This is a genomic window from Gimesia sp. (assembly GCF_048260065.1).
Lineage (GTDB): Bacteria > Planctomycetota > Planctomycetia > Planctomycetales > Planctomycetaceae > Gimesia.
The window spans coordinates 1-18,566 of record NZ_JBLXHC010000022.1 but is presented as its reverse complement, the minus strand read 5'-3'; the positions used below and the strand labels follow the sequence as shown (position 1 = coordinate 18,566).

Below are 18,566 nucleotides of genomic sequence, written 5' to 3'. Positions count from 1 at the left end.
GGGAGGACCTCTTTATTTCAGATTAAAATCATGCTGGACCGAATCACTGTCGGGCGGGATGATGAGTGGCGCGATTGTCGACTTTGTATTAAATTGTTCTGGCAGGTATTGTTTACGGCTGGTGGAACTGCCTCCGGGTTGATCTCCGGGGAGTCCGGTTTCCCCCTGGTAGGCGCTGATCTCTACCTGGTACGTGCCCGGTTTGACTGCGGAGCGTTCACTGAACTCATAGTTGCCGGCGTTGATTTGTGTCGTTCTGACCGGTGCAGAGCTTCCTGACTGCGGGACGAGTCGAATCACTCCTTCCGCTATGGGGGTTCCCTGGTAGGTGATGGTTCCACTTACGGGAGTGAGCGCCATTTCGTCGGTTGACTGACCGCAGCCAGTCAATAGCAGCAGGCAACTGCAGAGGATTTGTAGTTTGCTCATTTTCTGAAACCTGTGAAATGAAGTGCCTGTAGGATATGGATAAACAATGAGTCGTGTTTAACGTGCTTTAGAATTCTCCAATCACTTCACGACCGGCGCGGGTGGTCAGATCCTGTAAGGTACCCAGGTCAATATTTTCGGAGATGAACCGGACGGCACCGTCGGCCATCAGGAAATGGCAGCCTCCCGTGTGGTAGCTGGCCGGTCCGGTAAAGTCGTCCCCGTTCCAGCTCCAGCCGGAGAGCAGGGGGAAATTCGCATTGATACCGCTGCGAACACCAATGCCACCGCCGCCGTAGGCACCCCAGGTAAACAGTTCGTGTGAGCCGGGCGTATCTCCTACGGTTTCCGCAAAGGCCAGAGTTGTACTGGAACCATCCAGGATATCGCGGAAACGGGTTGTTGAATTGCGATAAAAGACCCCATCTTTATTGAAGCCAACGGCGTCCTGTCCATCTCGTGCCGGGTTCCCGTCACGACCACTGTGTGCCACCGGTTGATAGTGGCTGCCCCAGGAATCGTCGGGTCCGCCTGCGCCTGTCCAGTTCTGTCCCTCATCCTGTGGGTTACTGGGGCAGAGGAAGACCGTGATTTTGTGTTGAGTGATCGGAACGTTGGAAGCGTGATTAAAGGCGGCCAGGAAATTGAACTGATTGTAGACGTTCGTCTGATCCAGAAAGGGGAGCAGCATGGTGGAACACATCTGAGATCCAAAGTTCTGCGGGGCCGAAGTTGAATTATCGGTAAAGCTGCGTCCAAAGGGAAACATGCTGTGCGATTCGTGGTAGTTATGCAGCGCGAGTCCAATCTGTTTGAGATTGTTTTTGCAGGTGCTGCGCCGCGCTGATTCCCGGGCCTGTTGCACTGCGGGCAGCAGCAGGGCAATCAGGATCGCGATGATGGCGATTACGACCAGAAGTTCGATCAGGGTAAAGCCTCTGGTGGCAGTTTCTGTTTCTCGATGTCGCATCATCATTTCCAGGTCTCCCGTAGAGTGAGGTGTATAAAAAAAGAATAGACAGGCCTCTGGTTGAGAAATTTCATGTTACGGATTTGTTATATATCATGATATATCATTGTGTGATTTAGAAATATTGTCAACGGAAAAATAGAGAATTGGAAAAAACGCAGGGTTTCAGTAGGATCGAGCCTGGGCGGAGATCGACTCCAGAAGAGGGGCCTGATGGAAATCAGGACCACATTTTTAGTTAGAGAAAGAGACGCGAATGACTCTCAGGCAGCAGTTTTTAAACATTGACGGCGGTTTTCCGGCCTTGCTCCACTGTCTGCTGTTCGACCTGAAAGCGGAACCAGCGAATTACGCTGACGCATTGTTCGTAACACCAGAAAGTGACAAACAGTTCGCCGTCAGGCAGGCGGATAATATTGGGGGCCCCGAATTTGAGTGCAGCGAAATTTTCTGACATGTTTTCGCCGGTTGATGTCAAACCTTCCAGCAGATTGTGTCCCCAGAGTGGCTGCTGATCTTCGTTGGTCCAGTTCCCTTCATCATCGATTCGAGACAGACAGGCCCAGAGACCGGGTTGATCCATGCGACGGTAGATGTTAAGCAGGCTGCCGTCTTCGAGCAGGCAGGGGGTCAGGGTCTGGCCTTGTATCTGTGTGGAAGCGGGTTGCGACCAGGTGTTTCCTCCATCTTCACTGATCGAATAATGATTGGGAAGATCCGTCTGCGTGGCTTCGTCGTAACACCAGGCCACGGCCAGCAGGCGCCCGTCCGGATATTCAACCACTTTGGATTCCCAGAAGATCAGGTTGTTTTCCTCACTGTGCATGATGTCGAGGTACTCATTCCAGGAGTGCCCCTGATCGGTGGAGACCAGCGACAGCATGCGGTTTCCATTAGGCAGAAAACCGTTCCAGTCACGCCAGGTGGAAGTCGGCCAGATCCAGCAGCCATCATTAAGGAACGTGATCGGGCTGCACATTTCAAATTCAGGACCTTCCAGCGGAGGCGCGACGAGTTCTGGTTCTGACCAGGTCTGACCCAGGTCAAGCGAGCGAATCAGTAATAATTCAGAGGGGACCATGCCCAGTGTCAGAGGATTGCACAATCCTTCATCGGGAAAATCGGTGCGGTCAAAACGGACCAGATTCGCGATCAGTTCGCCTGATGCAGTGACCGTCAGTCGCCCGAAGGTCGATGTCTGACGCCCGGTGACGCTGGTGTCGATGGGCCCCTGGTATTCCCAGGTCTGTCCCTGATCTTGCGAACGCGACAGGTGCAGTTTCAGGTCAACCGCTTCAAAGGCTTCGCCCAGCATATACATGGCGAGCAATGATCCATCGGGGAGCGTCGCGACCGAGGGGAAGTAGGCATGCACGCTTTTCACATGCGGCTTAGGATTTATGAACAGGATACCGGTTTCCAGCTGTTTAAGTTGCATTACGACCTCGTTCCTGTTTTCTCATAAAAGCCAGGACGTCGCGACGGCCTGCCTGGATCTGTTCGCTCATGATCTGACGGGCGAGGTCCGCATCACGGTTGCGGAACGCTGCCAGGATCTGTTCTTTACCCGCGCAGGTTTCTTCTGCACTCTCGGGGGTGATGATTTTATGCTTCAACTGACGCAGGGCATAAAAGACATCGGTAATCGCGCGCTGCTCCTGGATGACTTTTTTCAGCAGTCGATTCCGGGAGGCTTCGATCAGAATTTCATGGAACTCGGTTTCGCAGTCGACCCAGCGATTGAACTGGGCCGGCGTGGTATGTTTCGCGTTCCGTTCATTCATCAAGGTAGTGATTTCGCGCATCTCGTCGATGATAAACTGCAGATCGTCCAGCTGTTGTGGCGTGATATACAAAGCTGCTTCACCGGCGGCGAAGCTTTCGAGCAGATCACGCAGTACGTAAAGTTCATCCAGATCTTCCCGCCCGATTTCCCGGACAAAGGCACCTGATCCCTGGATGTGTTCCACAAAGCCTTCAGATGCCAGGCGGCAGATCGCCTCGCGCACAGGAATGGCGCTCACTCCCAGTTCGGCTGCCAGTTTGCGATTCACCAGACGGGAACCCGGTGCGAGCACATTCTGCTCCATCTGCTGTTTGATATATTGATACGAATATTCGGTGAGGTTTTTTGAGGTATCTTCCATCAGCGTCCACTGTCAGCGCGTTTAAGATCGGGTTTATTAACTGCATTAATATATCGTGATATATCAGCTGCGTCAAGTTTTGCAGTCTCTGCTGATGATCTGATAAGGTTGGTTGGTCGGTTGATTGCCCTGTGTTGACTGCATAAAAAAAGGGAAAGACGCTGGCAGGGCGCTTTCCCTTAAGTGAAACTGTCGAATTGTTATTATTAATTCTTCAGTTTCAGATCGGCCATATAGATTGCAGTGATCGGCTTTCCGTCTTTGTCTTTTTCGTGACTGGAATAATACGAGATCAAGGCGTGGTCGGGGCTCAGGACCAGAATGCCGGGGTATGAGTTGTCGCCGCCACTGGGGAGCGAAGCGAATTCGTGCAGTTGATTGTCTTTGAACCAGTAGAGCGAGGTGACATATTTTCCGTTCTTACGCTGACGTCCGCCGACAAGATAGCGGTCGCCCCATTTGGCAAGTAAAGGGCCGCCGATATAGCGGTCGAGCTGTTTCCGATCCCAGTGGTCAAAGGGGGGCCGGGAACGCATGACCCAGGCGGGGTTGGATCCGCTGCGACCGATGGCCAGCAGGTCGCCGTTCTTTTCGAACAGGAACGCGGTTTCGTCTCCCTGGCGTTCGTTGAACAGGCTGGCGGTTTTCCAGACCAGTCCATCGTCACTTTCCAGAATGGCTGTTTCGATCAGTTCGCGTCCCTGGTCGTCTTTGGCAAAGTGACGGATGCGGCGGCCGCAGAGATAAGCTTTGTCCTTATAAGCAGCAGCACGCCAGATGTAATGGCCGTAGGTGCCTTCAAGCATGATCGGCTTCGACCATTTTTCTCCGTCGGCAGACCAGACGGCGTAGCCCAGGTGTTCGTTGATGGTGCGGGTTTTGGGAGCAGAATCACCACAGTACCAGGTGCCTGTATAGACGAAGAGCTTGTCTTTGAAAATCAGAAAATGCGGATCACGGACATCCCGTTTAGCGACCGAAAACTCATCGACCTGTTTCCAGGTTTTCGCGTCGTCGCTCTGCATGATCAGAATGCGGGAGGTGGGAAACAGCATGTGGCCGCCCGGGCAGGTGCGGAAGGTGAGGTAGTATTTGCCTTTGAATTCGATCATGTCGGTGAAGGCATTATGTTCGCCGTTATCGAAGACCTGGTGGACATTGCTGACTTCCACAGCAGGCAGGTCACTGTTTTCACCTGCAGTGATGGATGAGAATGTCGTGACGCTGAAACAAAGCAGTGTCAGCAGGCAGGGGAATACTTTCTTCATGGTGATACGCTTTCTGAGTTAAGGTGTCGGTTCTTCAGTCGAATTCCTGTTCCGGCATCAACAGATATTTCAAGTGAGCCCGCATGACTGAGCGTGCCCGTTCTACATCGCGATCCTGGATCGCGCTGACCAGTTCAAAATGCTGCCAGATGATACGTTCGTTGACATCATCATCCAGCATCGGAGATTTTCGCGCGGGGTAGGATGTTTCAAACAGTGCTGCCAGAAGTTTCTGCATGTCGGCGATCAGAGGGACTCCCGACATCTCCAGGATCAATCCATGGAACTGTCGCTCGACTTCAATCCGTCGTGGACGGTCTTTTTTCTGGCGGGCGATCTGTTTGAACTCTTCTGCGAGTTCGGTCAACGCTTCGATTTGTGCTTCACTGGCATTTTTGATGGCGAGTTCGACCGCACCGACTTCCAGTGCGTAACGAAACGACGCGAGTTCGGCCAGCTTCTCCTGCGATCGTGCCAGTGAAGGAAGGCAGTTTGCCCAGACTTCAACCGGATCGGGATGGCGGACGATCAGACCTTTTCGTTTGCGACCTTCCAGCAGACCCAGGGCGCACAGGCGATTGACGGCCTCACGGGCAATCCGCCGCGAAACCTGATATTCCTCCGCCAGTTCGGCTTCTGTCAGAAAAAAATCACCATCCGTAAACTCCGCCGACTGGATCCGGTGTCGAATCCGTTCGGAGAGTTCCAGTGCCAGCGAATGAGATGGTTCTTTTTGAATAAGTGTCATTATATGTTGTAAAATCTATTGTAAATGTTAAATAATGTATTCGATTTGTTATTATATGGCATTTAAATTAGGTGTCAAACATAAAAAGGTGTGAATCCCAAATGACGATTCTGGAAGACCATATCCTCAATACAGAGGTTCTTATCGCCGGCGGAGGGATGTCGGGCTGTTGTGCGGCACTGGCGGCGGCGCGCTGCGGTGCCAAGGTGATTTTGTGTCAGGATCGATCGGTACTCGGTGGCAACGCCTCGAGTGAAGTCCGCATGCACATCGTCGGTGCGAATGGGACAGGGCGCTTTGATCGGGGGCGCGAGCTGGAGACAGAAGCCCGCGAAGGGGGCATCATCGAAGAGTTGCGGCTGGAGAATTGTGTCCGCAATCCCCAACGGTCGGCTTCCATGTTCGATCTGATCCTGTATGAGAAATGCCAGGCGGAACCCGGTCTGACGCTCCTGCTCAATACCTGTGTGACGGCAGTTCAATTACAGGGAGAGCGGATCGAAAGTGCGACCGCGGAACGACAGAGCACCGAGGACCGCTTCACGATCAACGCGAACATCTTCATTGACTGTACCGGCGATGGTCGACTGGCGGCGGAAGCGGGTGCCCGGTTCATGGAAGGGCGTGAAAGTCAGAAACAGTTCAATGAAAGTCTGGCACCGGAGTCGGCCGACACGCATCGACTCGGTTCGACGATTCTGATGCAGGCACGTCGTCATGAGCGGCCGATGCCTTTTGTGGCTCCCGCATGGGCGCGAAAATTTGACCCCGCGGAATTGAGGCTGCGGCTGTATGCGACACCGGGGGAAGAGGAGCCGACACACGAGTATGGTTACTGGTGGGCCGAGTGGGGGGGCGTGCTCGATACGATCAAAGAAAATGAAACGATCCGCGATGAACTGCTGGCGATTGTGCTGGGAATCTGGGATCACGTGAAGAACGGACCAGAGGGAACGCCAGCCGGGGAAGATCCGTTTCAGGCGGCACACTGGGCGCTCGACTGGTTCGGTTTTCTCCCAGGGAAGCGGGAGAGCCGCCGATTCATCGGGCAGCACATTCTGACCGAACACGATCTGCTCTCATCACGCGAGTTTCCGGATGCGATTGCCTTTGGTGGCTGGTCGCTGGATCTGCATCCGCCGGAAGGCATCGATGCGCCGGAGCTGGAGCCCTGCGTACAGCATCCGGTTCCGCATTTGTATAATGTGCCCTTATCGGCCTGTGTCTCTGAGAACCGTACGAATCTGATGTTTGCGGGACGCAATATTTCTGCGACGCATGTGGCGTTTTCGTCAACGCGTGTGATGGCAACCTGTGCGGCGATCGGGCAGGGAGTGGGAACCGCGGCTGCTATTGCGATTCAACAGCAACAGGAACCTGCTGAGCTGAGTACGAATCCGCAAATCATGTCGCAGATTCAACAGCAACTGTTAAAAGATGATGCGTATCTTGTGGGGATTTCCAATGCAGATCCGGTTGATCTCGCGCGATCTGCCAGAGTGACTGCCAGCAGCGAACAGGCGGGATATGCGGCGTGTAATGTAATCTCGGGACAGACGCGGAGTGTGCATGGTGCAGCCGGCGCACCTGAGGAACGCGCGTTTGCCGGAGGGCATCGCTGGATGTCGGGTCCTGCTGAAGGTCTGCCGGCGACGCTGCTGCTGGAGTGGGAGGCGCCGACGAACGTCAGTGAGATTCAGCTGATTTTCGATACGGGTCTGCATCGGCATCTGACACTGAGTCATCATGACGGTTATACTGAGAAGATGCTGTGGGGCAGGCCACAACCGGAAACGGTGAGTGATTACCAGATCGAAGTGAACGACGGATCGAACTGGAAACCGGTTGTGAATGTCACGGGGAATTATCAGCGACGGCGTGTGCATCGGCTGGAGTCGGAGTATGTTGTGAAGCAGTTACGCATTGTGGTGACTGGGACGAATGGTGTCGATCAGGCCCGGATCTGTGAGGTACGGGTGTATTAACTTAGGAATTGAGAATTGGATGTGGTACCGGATGCAATCCGATATTGCCTCAGGCAGCAGGAAACTGTGATGTTATTGAAACGGTTTATGAGTTCACTGATGCGGGTTGGTCTGATCGTGGGAGTCTGGCTGTCTGTCGTTGACGTGAGTTCTGCAGAGTTGAAAACTGAAGAAATCTTTCCGCGGATTGAAGCGGTTTCGTTTGCGAGCGCGAGTCTCAAAAAACGGAAGCGGGCGGTGGTCGTGTTACCTGAAGCGTGGCGGTCGATCAAGCCGGCAGACCGACGTGTGCTGGTCATTCTGCATGGACGGGGGCGGCATGAGCGGTCGCTGGTGGATGATGAGGCGATCCGCAGGCAGTTGCTCGATTCCGGGCTGTTTGTCATTCTGCCGGACGGTGATGATGGCTGGTACATCAATTCGCCGGTACGCAAACAGGATGTATATGAGACGTATCTGGAAGAGGTGCTGTCTAAGGTCGCGATCAAATATGACTTGCCAGAGAACGGGAAGCAGTGGGCCATCGCGGGCTGGTCGATGGGGGGCTTTGGCTGTGTCAACTTCGCCGAACGGCATCCCGATCGGTTTGCGGCGGTGAGTCCGATCATCGGGCTGCTGGATTTTCCGCGTAATGGTCTGCCTGAAGGGCAGTCGTATAAAGTGCCTGTCGAACGTTTCGGTACTGAGGAAGCAGAGTGGGCTGCGTTCAATCCGCTCACTGGTGCAGCGCAGCTCAAGGGAATGTCCGTGCTGATCATCACCGCAGACCAGGCGTTTGACCGGACGATGAACGAACATTTTCGCGATCGGCTGACTGCGCTGGAGCTTCCTCATGAATATGTAGAACTCAAAGGGGGGCACACCTTTCCCGTGGTGCGGGCAGCGATACCGCTGGTGCTGGCGTTTACGCAACGCGTGCTGACGCGGAATTAATGCTACCACGAAAGGCACGAAAGACCACGAAAAATATTTTTGTGTATGATCTGTTTTCTGAGTTGGGGTGACCTGGTTTTGTTGTGATCTGGATGCGGTCTCCGGTATGATCGAAGGATGATTCTTTTCTGATTTCTACATCCTGAATTCCCTGCCTGTGAGTCCTGCCGTGAAAAAAGTGATTTTATTATTTCTGTCTGTTGTTGTCTGTACTCTGGTTACCATTGTTCGTGCTGAGGAATCGGAATCGAAGCAGAATCTGCTGCAGAATCCTGAGTTTGGATTGCGCAAGACGGCTGATCCGGAACCGGGGCGTTCGATACTCTACTGGAATACGGATCGCTGGGGAGATGTGATCGGTGGAAACGGAGAAGGAAAGTTCAGACATCAATCCACTGCGAAAGTGGTGGAGATTCTGCCGGGCAAACGGATCTGGCAGTTTGCGACACTGCCCGAACTGGGACTGAAAGCTGGGGACGCGGTCAGTCTGTCGGTCAACGGGTATCAGGAACAGAGTGGGGCACTCAAGGCGCGGCTCTGTCTGATGCTGATTGAAAGTGCCGACGGGCAGTGGTCGCCGGCTGATTTCGGGATGCCTGACAAGCGGACGTTTGCAAGACACGGGCGGGGGGAACTTGTCCGCTCGCCGCAGAAAGAGACTTCGTCACAAGAGACGGAAAAAGAATTTCAGTTGCAGTTGAACGGGCTCAAGATCGATCCCCGATTCAAAGAACAGCGTGAGTCGGATGCTGACTTCCGCAATGTGGTGGGCGTGCTGGTGGAATTCGTGAACGATTCTGACAAGCGGGTCTGGGTGAACTCCCCCACGTTAGTCAAAGGGGAAACTGCAGCGAAGACAGCACCAACTTCATCTCGCTCACTGCCGGCCCTGTATCAGAAGATACCCCGTACGATGCAGAAGCTGACAACGGGAAAGCCGATAACGATTCTGACGCTGGGTTCGAGTATCGACCGGGGGAGTGCGAATCCCCGTCTTTATTTTTATGATGAGAATCCCGATAGCTCCCACTTTAAAGAACCGCTGACCGAAGCCCGACCGGGAAAGCCGGCCGCGATGAAACAACTGATCGCAGAGCGTATGGGGCGACCCGATCTGCAGGATTATGTGGGCTGGTCTCAGCACTATTTCATGTATACGGGACGACTGCGGCGGGAACTGCTGCGGAAGTTTGATTATCCGGTTGAGAACATGCTGCTCAACGTGATGGCCTGCGATGGTTCGTCGATCGGCGAGTCACACAGCGGCTTCAAAGCATATGCGGAACTGGAGCTGCCGCCCAACCCGAATGACAACGGACATCCGACCGGGAAGTCCTGGCAGGAACTCTATCCATCACTGTTTGAGAACGGGAAGAAACCGGGGCCGGACCTGGTAATCTTCGGACACGGGCATAACGAGCATATTGATCGGCCGGATGAAATTGCCGCCTATGAAGGGGCGATCCGCTGGTTTCAGCGTCATTATCCCGGCGTGGAGTTTGTGTCGTGCATGTGGATTCGGGATAAGGGACAGCCGAATTCGATGACGGAACCGATGCAGAAACTGTGCGCCTATTACAAAATTCCGTTCGTGGATCTGGGGCAGCTGATCATCGATCTCAAAGCGACGACCAATTACTATGCGATGGCCCCTGATGGCGGGCATCCTGCTGCGGGCAGTCATTATCTGTGGTTCAAACAGCTGGAGCAGGTATTCGAAATGCCGGCGGAAGCGACACTGCCTGGAGTGCCACAAAAACAGTTGCCACCGCGGATGAATGCGTATGCGCGGAACTGGGAAGGGACCATGATTCGCTTCGAGAAAGACGACACGCGGATTGTAGACGGGCGGATGATGATCCTGGAAGACGCCGCGTTCAATCTCTGGGCGGATAATAAACGGGAGATGATGCAGCTGTTGATCGACGGTCAGCCGGCAGAGCATGCGGGGCATGGTCGCAACAGTTTCGCGAGTCCGAATCCACGGAATTCAACGTTTGTGCATGGACGACTGACACGCGGGGATCGACACATCATCGAGATTCCGAATAAGAGTGCGCGGCTGAGTGCCGTGGATTGTAAGGTGGGATTGAAGCGTCAGTTCTATGGCGTGGATGCGAAGGGCTGGCAGGGGAAATCTACGGTGCAGGAGTTCGAGTCAAAGTGGGGAGCACCGTATGGGGAGCGGGCATTCCAACTGCAGCCGGGAGAGACGCTGGAGATTGAAGTAGAAGCAGATGAGCTGTCGATCGCCTGGCTGGATGATCCGGCAGGAGGGACGCTGGTCGTGGAGGTGGACGACAAGCCGGCCTGGTCACAGCCGACGAATCAGCCGTTTACCGATTCGCAGGGACGGACCCATTTTATTGAGAACCGTCGCGGCGTGCTGGGGCTGCCGTTCGCGAAGCATCGGACTCGGTTACAGGCGGAAGGGAAGCCGGTGCGGGTGATCGGCGTGTTTGGTTATGACGGGCGGTAGGGACCACGCAGGGCTCGAAATATTTTCTACCACGATCAGCACGAAAAAATATTGATGGGGATTTTGGGTGAAAATGTGGGTGGTATCGGATGCGATCCGATATTGCCGGAGGCAACAGGATGTTGCAGGGGATTGTTATGTGGTGAGTGGACGTACCTCATTCAGGTGCTATTCGAGTTGGTTGCTCTGTTGTGGATTGATCTGGTGAGCTGCAACCTCCTGCTCGCTGCGCTCGGCCCGAATTGCATTCGGGCCCACCAAAGGATGTTTTTTTAAGTGATTGTTTTAAAATAACTTATGTGAATTCTGCGAGTTTCTTCTTATCTAAAAAATAACTTTTTCCCGAAATCTTCGTTAGATTAAACCGGATAGATCTAAGAAGATATAGAGGACGAATTGAATTGATCTGATCTTCTGCGCAGAAGGGCCCTGATTTTGTCGGACTGTGATCTGGATGAGGAATATGTTGCGTTGATTGCCGGTAGTCAGCCTGCGCTGCGGGGACTGTTGAGGGCATTGATTCGTCGTATTCCCGATGTGGATGATGTGCTGCAGGAGACGAATACCGTGCTCTGGCGGAAGCGGCATGAATATGATCGGGACCGTCCGTTTCTTCCCTGGGCCTGCCGCATCGCGCAATTACAGACGCTGGCATTTTTCAAACGGGTGCGCCAACACGGACAGTCGATTGTGGACGATCAGACGCTGGACCAGATTGCCGCCGTCGCGACAAGCCGGGCCGTGGAGACACACGCTCACAGTGCCGCACTGACGCATTGCATGGAAAAGCTGCCTGCCGAGCATCGAAAACTGGTGGAGCGCCGTTACTGCGATGCGACGCCAGTGAATCAGATTGCGTCACAGGCAGGGCGCTCGGCGGATGCGGTTTCAATGACGTTATATCGAATTCGTAAAGTGCTCATGGAATGTATTCAAAAGCAGGTGGCCCGGGAGGGACAGTTATGAATTCATCATACGAGGCAATTCAAAAAGAACTTGCAGAGCTGACCTGTCGGGTTCTGGATCACAGTCTGACCAATGAAGAAGACGCGAGGCTGACGGAAATTCTGACCGAATATCCCGAGTTGATTGAAGACTATACGAATCAGATTCAGGTCGACGCGGTGCTGACGGCTGACCTGTATGCCGCGTTGCCGGAAGGAGTCGATCTGGAGACTCTGGATACGGTTGACTATCCGACGGTTGTCTCAGAAGAAGGCGAGACCGAAGCAGGACGGAGCGTCTCGTTGTGGCAAGCGGTTGCTGTGATGGCAGCCGTCCTGCTGGTGGGTTTCGCTTTATGGCTGAATGCGGGCTGGTGGGATGGTGAACCGGTCAACCAGGTCGCTGCGATTCCTGAGCCGGCTCCACTTGCGATGAACTATGTGGGGATGCTGCTGGATACCGAGGATGCCGTCTGGGCAGATGAGGAACTGGGAGACGACATTGCCTACGGGACCCGGTTTGCCGCGGGAAAGCAGTTGTGGTTGAAGTCGGGGATTGCCCGGATTCGCTTTGAAAGCGGGGCGGGGGTGGTGCTGGAAGGTCCTGCACAGATCAAGCTGAATTCATCCATGAATGCGAAGTTGAACTATGGCAAGCTGGCCGCTTATGTGCCTGACGAAGCGCATGGGTTTACCGTCGATACGCCGAAGATAGAGATTGTCGATCAGGGGACGCGGTTCGGGACAGTCGTCGATCCGTTCGGGAAGGCCGAAGTGCATGTGTTTGAGGGGGAGGTTGATATCAAACCCAAGGCCCAGGCAGAGCTGCATCGTAATCTGAAAGCGAGCCAGGCGGTGCTGTTCACAAAAGGGAATTCTAAAGGAGCCGACATCCGCGTGACGCCGGCCAAGTTTGCGGATGTGCCGACGCCGGAACAGCTGGTCGCGGCGAAATCAGGAAACTATCCGCCGTTGGAAACAGTGCCTTTTGAACCGGAAGCACCACTTAGTGAATTTGCTCTACTTCATATTAATACGGCATTACCCAAAAACATTCTGGCAGGGGAAGCATTCGAGTACCGGGCGACTTCGTTGTCAGAACAGACGGGGGGCGTGGGCTTCAGTCATGAGGGCTGGTGGGCCGATCCGAATTTTACGCGGCTGATGGTTCCCGAACAGCGGCTGCAATGGGGCGAACTGGAGGGGGGGCCGATGGTCTTGCAGTCCCGCGGTCATCATCATGCCTATCCATCGCTGGCACATCGGATGGCCCGCGAACTGGCAGAACCGCTCACCGAAGATTTTTATTTCAGTCTGCTGGTGAAGTATGAAGGGCTGGACAAGAACGATTTCTTTGCCCTCTGGTTTGACGATGTGGCGGGGGGCAAGGGGAGCAGTCATTCACGGGTCCCCAATTTCGGCTTGAAAGAGAAACAGTTCTTTGCCCGGTTCGAGGTGAACCAGGAAGGGTTCTCCACGGAACTGATCGACGGAGAATGTTTTCTGCTGGTGGGGCGGGTGATGAAAGAGGAGTCGTCTGATTTCAATCGCCTGGAATTCTGGGTGAATCCGGACGGTGATCGGAGTGCGACTCCCGATGCAGTAGTGCAGCAGGAAACAGGGGCGAAGCAGCTGAAAGCGATCAACTTTGTGGGAATGCGAATTGGACAGTACACGGAAGTTTCTGATTCCCTGTTCGTGGATCGACTGGTGATTGGGAAGACGTTTGAATCAGTGACACAACCTGTAGAGAATTGAACGCGGATTTTGACTCAAGAGGATTGAAGACAGGATGATTAATCGGGCTGAGACATTGAATCGAGCAGGCAGGCACCTGGTAATGGCGCTGTTGGTAGGCGGGCTGCTGTTCTGTTCCACGCGGACGTTTGCCGGGGAAGCTTCGCGGCTGGCGCACGGGCTGGTCAACCCGCAGATGGATTCTGTCAAACGGGATCAGAAAGGATTTGGCTGGAACGGGGGCTGGGTGCTTTCGAATCGTCACCCGGCACTGTTTGTAGATGTGAAGCCGCAGCAGACCTCCGGTTCCGCGATTCAGCATGAAGCATTGATTCAGGGATCGGTGGAGCGGAACAACCCGTTACGGCGGGAGCTCTCGGAGACGTATCAGGACCAGGAGTTGTTTCTGCGGTTTCGTTTCCGGTATGCGGCGGATCAGAAGCCGCGCGATGAAGGGGAGTTCTTTGTCTTCTGGCTGGATCGCTACGAAGGTTCGGACAAAGCCGTGCATGCGAACCATGTCCCGAATATCGGCGTGCATATTGCATCGAACGGTCCCCAGAAGGGGAAGGTCGTGTTCATGGTAAGAATTGGTGCACAGAAGACGGCCTGGAGTTCGGTGGAACTGGAACGCGATCGGGATTACGTGGTTGTGGGGCGGCTGTCGAAGCCGGAGAAATCGTTGCGGGCGGGGTTCACGCGATTTGATTTATGGGTCGACCCGAAGCCGGGCGATCGGGAACAGCCGGTCGCGACAACGGTGAACCCGCAGAGTGTCAATGCCGTACGGTGGGTCGGTTTCGCGACCGGGTACAAAACGGAACTGGACGACCGGATCTATGTGAGTGACCTGGTACTGAGTCGGACATGGAGTGATGTGCTGGATGTTTCGCCTGGACAGATTCCCGTCGGTGGTGCACCAACAGAAACGGCGTGGCACAGACCGGTGCATTTCAAGGATGAGATTGTTCCTTTGCTCAAGCAGAAATGTTTCAGCTGTCACGCCGGGGAGAATCCGGATTCGGGATACAGGCTGGATGTGTACGATGAACTGCTGGGCTTCAGCACCGGCGAAAAACTGATTGTGCCGGGACAGAGCGGACAGAGTAAGCTGATTGAACTGGTGAGTTCGCAGGTCGCGGAAGAACGGATGCCTCCCGCTGATTCTGCCGCAGCGCTGACTAAAGATGAGATCGCGTTGTTGCGTGCGTGGATCGATCAGGGGGCGAAATGGAATTTTGCCGTGTTACCGACGCCGCGAACGGAATCACAGCACTGGGCGTTTCAGACCATCAAACGACCAGAAGTTCCCAAGGTGAGCGGTCCGAAACCGATTCGGACTCCCGTGGATGCCTTCATCACCCGAATGTGGCAACAACAGAAAATCAAGCCAGCAGAAGAAGCGGACAAAGCAACGCTGATCCGGAGACTGTCTCTCGATCTGATCGGTCTGCCTCCCACGCTGGCGGAAGTTGAAGCATTTGAAAACGACACCGATCCCCGGGCCTACGAAAAGCTGGTGGAGCGTCTGCTGGCATCTCCGCATTACGGCGAACGCTGGGCGCGTTACTGGCTGGATCTGACACGTTGGGCCGAGAGTCACGGGTATCAGCACGATCTGCCTCGACCTTTTGCGTGGCGGTATCGGGATTATGTGATCGAGAGTTTCAATGCGGACAAGCCTTATGATGTCTTTCTCAAGGAGCAGCTGGCGGGGGATGAGCTGACGCCTTACGCGGATGAGCATGTGATTGCGACCGGCTTTCTGGCTTCGGCCCGAATCAGCGGTAACAATATGGACAAGGCGGCGCAGCGGAACGACGTGCTGGTGGACATTGTGAATGTGACGAGCAGTGCGCTGCTGGGGCTGACGCTGGAATGTGCGCAGTGCCATAATCATAAGTTCGATCCCTTGACGCAGCGGGACTACTATCGGCTGCAGGGTTTCTTTGTGAATGGCCAGCTGGGGAACCTGTCGCTGCAGGGAGATCGTCTGCCTAACCCGACTGATTTGAAGTCATGGATGACCAAAGGGACGTATGATTTTTATCAGCGCGAAGCCAAGAAGCTGATCAACCGCAAGCGGTTCGCACATACCAAGGAGCCACATACGTGGGGTTATTTTTCTCCGTTAACAGGGCACAATAAGATCGAACGGTTGCCGGTCGTGAACCGGGATCCGATTCCCTATTCCGCGGAACGGTTGAAGCAGACGAAGTCGCAGATTCTGATTCGCGGCGATGTGCATAAGCCAGGACTGGAAGTCGGGAAAGGCTGGCCTGCCGTCCTGGGAGCGACGAACGTCGATGCGGAGAAACTGTCGCGGACGGTGCTGGCAGAGTGGATGGGCGATCGAAAAAATCCGCTGGTTTCTCGTGTGTGGGTGAACCGGTTGTGGCAGTATCACTTCGGTCGGGGACTGGTCTCGACGCCCAGTGACTTCGGCGTGCAGGGAGAACCACCATCACATCCGGAACTGCTGGACTGGCTGGCGATGGAACTGATGGAAGAGGGTTGGAGTACCAAACATATTCATCGGCTGATTGTCCTGTCTTCAGCGTATCGTCAGTCGCGTACATTTGATGAAGCGAACTTCAGAAAAGACCCGGAGAATCAGTATCTGTGGAGCTGGCCGCGTCGGCGACTGGAAGCAGAGGCGATTCGCGATTCCATTCTATGTGCGACGGGGGAACTGAAACAGGAACTGGGCGGGCCAAGCGTTCCACAAGAGCGGGAAGAAGAAAATCTCAGGCGCACCATCTATCTGTTTCAACGTCGGAGTGAAATGCCGTCAGTGATGGCGATGTTTGATGCGCCGGACAGTATCACCAGCTGTTCGCGTCGGCAGGTTTCGACGGTGGCACTGCAGCCTTTATTCATGTTGAACAGCCAGTTCATGGATCGGCGGGCACAGGTACTCGCGAAAAAGATTATGGAAGCGTCGAGCGATGATGCTGATTTGCAGGTGGAGACCGCGTTTTTGAGAGTTCTCGGTCGCAAACCAAATGCGGAAGAACAGGGGCGATCTGTGTCCCTGCTGCAGAGTGGTTCAGGCGAAGAAGCAGAGCGGCGGTTGTCGATGTTGTGCCATGCGTTACTGAATCTGAATGAGTTCGTTTATATCCCTTAAATCAGAGGGTCTGCATGTTATTTGATGTCAACCAGAAAAACGGTTTTGTGTTCCCGCAGTGCAGTCGGCGATCCATGCTGAAAGAGAGTGTACTGGGCTTTGGTGCGGTCGGCCTGATGTCATTACTGGCTGAAGAGGGACTGCTGTGTGCCGACGATGGCTCACCGGTACACGCTGGTCAAAGTCATTTTCCCGCGACGGCGAAGAGCGTGATCTTTCTGTTCATGTCGGGCGGGCCGAGCCAGGTGGATACGTTCGATCCCAAGCCTATGCTGACGAAGCTGGAAGGACAGGCGGTGCCCGATGACATTGCAGCCCGGGTTCCCAATATTCCACGGGCCGGACTGGGTTCGAAACTGATGGCGTCTCCTTTTACGTTTCAGCAATACGGCGAGAGCGGGATTCCGGTATCGAACCTGTTTCCGGCGACAGCGGAGATGGTGGATGAACTGTGTCTGCTGCGATCGGTCAATCATCGTGTGCCCGTGCATGGGCCGGGGGAATGTATTGCGCTGACCGGTTCGGCAGTCGGAGACCGACCCAGTCTGGGAGCGTGGATGACCTATGGCCTGGGGAGTGAAAGCCGTGACCTGCCTGCTTTTATTTCCCTGCTGTCAAACAGTACCGGTCCGGCTCCACAGACTCCCGGCTGGGGGGCTGGCTTTCTGCCTTCGCGTTACCAGGGGACTCTGGTGGATGGGAAGCGGGGCATTCCCTATACCAAAATGCCGGCCGGCTATTCGAATGAGAACCGCCGCGAACAGCTGGATTTCATCAAGTGGATGAACGAGAAGCATCTGAATCAGCTGGGTGAGGATTCGGAACTGGAAGCGCGGATTGCTTCGTACGAGCTTGGCTTTCGTCTGCAGACTTCCGCACCGGAAGTCTTCGACCTGGAAAGTGAAACAGCGGAGACCGCGAAATTATACGGTCTGGATGACAAGCCGACCGCAGAGTTTGGCAGGCATTGTCTGATAGCACGAAGGCTGGTTGAGCGCGGCGTGCGGGTGGTGCAGCTGCGAAACGGAGGCTGGGACGCGCATGGTTCACTGAAAGGGAATCATGTGAAACAGGCGCGGGCCACGGATGTGCCGATTGCGGGATTACTCAGAGATCTGAAGCAGCGCGGACTGCTGGATGAAACGCTGGTGATCTGGGGAGGCGAGTTTGGACGCACGCCGACGACGGAAGGGAATGTGAAAGGAGATCGCCGGGGCCGCGATCATCTGCCCACGACGTATTGCATGTGGATGGCCGGCGGTGGCGTGAAGGGGGGACAGGTTATCGGTCAAACGGATGAGCTGGGTTATACGCCGGTGGAACGTCCGGTTTCCCCTGCAGATCTGCATGCGACGCTGTTACACGCTTTGGGGCTGGATCAGCACAAGCTGTTCTACCGGCATAACAATCGAAAAGAGATCGCGACGGTGCTGGGCGGGGAAGTGGTCAGCGAGGTGTTTGGGTAAACCGCGAATTGCATGAAATTTTCTACCACGAAAGTTACGAAAAGACACGAAAAATTTTACTGGGAAGTGTGCGGTAGAGAAGGTGGGTGGTATCGGATCTAATCCGATATTGCCGGAGGCAACAGGAGGTAGCAGGGTGATTGTTATATGCTGAGGGGACGTACCTCATTTGGGGATAACCGAGTTGGTGGGTCTGTTATGAATTGTTCTGGTGAGCTGGGACCTCTTGCTCGCTGCGCTCGGCCCGAATGTGCATTCGGGCTTATCTATGAAGAGCATCTTGTCAAGTGGTTTTATTCTTCGCGCATGGGTACCTTTCTGAGACTGAAT

13 protein-coding genes are annotated in these 18,566 nt (G+C 54.5%); 7 read left to right on the top strand and 6 right to left on the bottom strand.

Going from position 1 to position 18,566, the window contains the following annotated elements; translation table 11 throughout:
- Nucleotides 1-12: 12 nt before the first annotated feature.
- The 6 genes from ACN0YN_RS27745 to ACN0YN_RS27720 all read right to left on the bottom strand — a co-directional run bounded on the left by ACN0YN_RS27745 (nucleotide 13) and on the right by ACN0YN_RS27720 (nucleotide 5,562).
- Nucleotides 13-429 (bottom strand): carboxypeptidase-like regulatory domain-containing protein, encoded by a 417-nt coding sequence (locus tag ACN0YN_RS27745; RefSeq protein ID WP_417388202.1) that lies wholly within the window; start codon nucleotides 427-429, stop codon nucleotides 13-15.
- A gap of 67 nt (nucleotides 430-496) precedes the next feature.
- Nucleotides 497-1,405, bottom strand: a complete 909-nt coding sequence (locus tag ACN0YN_RS27740) for a DUF1559 domain-containing protein (RefSeq protein WP_417388201.1) — start codon at nucleotides 1,403-1,405, stop codon at nucleotides 497-499.
- 271 nt (nucleotides 1,406-1,676) lie between these two features.
- Nucleotides 1,677-2,837, bottom strand: coding sequence for a sialidase family protein (locus tag ACN0YN_RS27735; RefSeq protein ID WP_417388200.1), 1,161 nt, complete (start codon nucleotides 2,835-2,837; stop codon nucleotides 1,677-1,679).
- Nucleotides 2,827-3,546 carry a GntR family transcriptional regulator gene (locus tag ACN0YN_RS27730; protein WP_417388199.1) on the bottom strand — a complete coding sequence of 240 codons (720 nt, stop codon included), beginning with the start codon at nucleotides 3,544-3,546 and terminating at the stop codon, nucleotides 2,827-2,829. The genes ACN0YN_RS27735 and ACN0YN_RS27730 overlap by 11 nt, the downstream gene beginning before the upstream one ends.
- A gap of 206 nt (nucleotides 3,547-3,752) precedes the next feature.
- On the bottom strand, nucleotides 3,753-4,814 hold the full coding sequence (locus tag ACN0YN_RS27725; RefSeq protein ID WP_417388198.1) for a hypothetical protein: 1,062 nt from the start codon (nucleotides 4,812-4,814) through the stop codon (nucleotides 3,753-3,755).
- 34 nt (nucleotides 4,815-4,848) lie between these two features.
- Nucleotides 4,849-5,562: a FadR/GntR family transcriptional regulator gene (locus tag ACN0YN_RS27720; protein ID WP_417388197.1), complete on the bottom strand. Its 714-nt coding sequence runs from the start codon at nucleotides 5,560-5,562 to the stop codon at nucleotides 4,849-4,851.
- Nucleotides 5,563-5,663: 101 nt separating this feature from the next.
- Here ACN0YN_RS27720 and ACN0YN_RS27715 point away from each other — a divergent pair, with 101 nt between their 5' ends.
- The 7 genes from ACN0YN_RS27715 to ACN0YN_RS27685 all read left to right on the top strand — a co-directional run bounded on the left by ACN0YN_RS27715 (nucleotide 5,664) and on the right by ACN0YN_RS27685 (nucleotide 18,236).
- On the top strand, nucleotides 5,664-7,547 hold the full coding sequence (locus tag ACN0YN_RS27715) for an FAD-dependent oxidoreductase (RefSeq protein WP_417388196.1): 1,884 nt from the start codon (nucleotides 5,664-5,666) through the stop codon (nucleotides 7,545-7,547).
- A gap of 69 nt (nucleotides 7,548-7,616) precedes the next feature.
- On the top strand, nucleotides 7,617-8,480 hold the full coding sequence (locus tag ACN0YN_RS27710; RefSeq protein ID WP_417388195.1) for an alpha/beta hydrolase: 864 nt from the start codon (nucleotides 7,617-7,619) through the stop codon (nucleotides 8,478-8,480).
- 169 nt (nucleotides 8,481-8,649) lie between these two features.
- Nucleotides 8,650-10,959, top strand: coding sequence for an SGNH/GDSL hydrolase family protein (locus ACN0YN_RS27705; RefSeq protein WP_417388194.1), 2,310 nt, complete (start codon nucleotides 8,650-8,652; stop codon nucleotides 10,957-10,959).
- A gap of 435 nt (nucleotides 10,960-11,394) precedes the next feature.
- On the top strand, nucleotides 11,395-11,925 hold the full coding sequence (locus tag ACN0YN_RS27700) for a sigma-70 family RNA polymerase sigma factor (RefSeq protein ID WP_417388193.1): 531 nt from the start codon (nucleotides 11,395-11,397) through the stop codon (nucleotides 11,923-11,925).
- Nucleotides 11,922-13,661 carry a FecR domain-containing protein gene (locus ACN0YN_RS27695; RefSeq protein ID WP_417388192.1) on the top strand — a complete coding sequence of 580 codons (1,740 nt, stop codon included), beginning with the start codon at nucleotides 11,922-11,924 and terminating at the stop codon, nucleotides 13,659-13,661. The genes ACN0YN_RS27700 and ACN0YN_RS27695 overlap by 4 nt, the downstream gene beginning before the upstream one ends.
- Nucleotides 13,662-13,695: 34 nt before the next feature.
- A complete protein-coding gene (locus tag ACN0YN_RS27690; protein WP_417388191.1) occupies nucleotides 13,696-16,770 on the top strand; it encodes a PSD1 and planctomycete cytochrome C domain-containing protein in 3,075 nt (1,024 codons plus the stop codon).
- 14 nt (nucleotides 16,771-16,784) lie between these two features.
- Complete coding sequence (locus ACN0YN_RS27685) at nucleotides 16,785-18,236, top strand: DUF1501 domain-containing protein (protein WP_417388190.1); 1,452 nt, start codon at nucleotides 16,785-16,787, stop codon at nucleotides 18,234-18,236.
- The last annotated feature ends 330 nt before the right edge of the window (nucleotides 18,237-18,566 follow it).

Bases quoted from the DNA above. Each gene is read 5' to 3' on its own strand.
- ACN0YN_RS27745 (WP_417388202.1), bottom strand. From the start codon at position 429: ATGAGCAAACTACAAATCCTCTGCAGTTGCCTGCTGCTATTGACTGGC.
- ACN0YN_RS27740 (WP_417388201.1), bottom strand. From the start codon at position 1,405: ATGATGATGCGACATCGAGAAACAGAAACTGCCACCAGAGGCTTTACC.
- ACN0YN_RS27735 (WP_417388200.1), bottom strand. From the start codon at position 2,837: ATGCAACTTAAACAGCTGGAAACCGGTATCCTGTTCATAAATCCTAAG.
- ACN0YN_RS27730 (WP_417388199.1), bottom strand. From the start codon at position 3,546: ATGGAAGATACCTCAAAAAACCTCACCGAATATTCGTATCAATATATC.
- ACN0YN_RS27725 (WP_417388198.1), bottom strand. From the start codon at position 4,814: ATGAAGAAAGTATTCCCCTGCCTGCTGACACTGCTTTGTTTCAGCGTC.
- ACN0YN_RS27720 (WP_417388197.1), bottom strand. From the start codon at position 5,562: ATGACACTTATTCAAAAAGAACCATCTCATTCGCTGGCACTGGAACTC.
- ACN0YN_RS27715 (WP_417388196.1), top strand. From the start codon at position 5,664: ATGACGATTCTGGAAGACCATATCCTCAATACAGAGGTTCTTATCGCC.
- ACN0YN_RS27710 (WP_417388195.1), top strand. From the start codon at position 7,617: ATGTTATTGAAACGGTTTATGAGTTCACTGATGCGGGTTGGTCTGATC.
- ACN0YN_RS27695 (WP_417388192.1), top strand. From the start codon at position 11,922: ATGAATTCATCATACGAGGCAATTCAAAAAGAACTTGCAGAGCTGACC.
- ACN0YN_RS27690 (WP_417388191.1), top strand. From the start codon at position 13,696: ATGATTAATCGGGCTGAGACATTGAATCGAGCAGGCAGGCACCTGGTA.
- ACN0YN_RS27685 (WP_417388190.1), top strand. From the start codon at position 16,785: ATGTTATTTGATGTCAACCAGAAAAACGGTTTTGTGTTCCCGCAGTGC.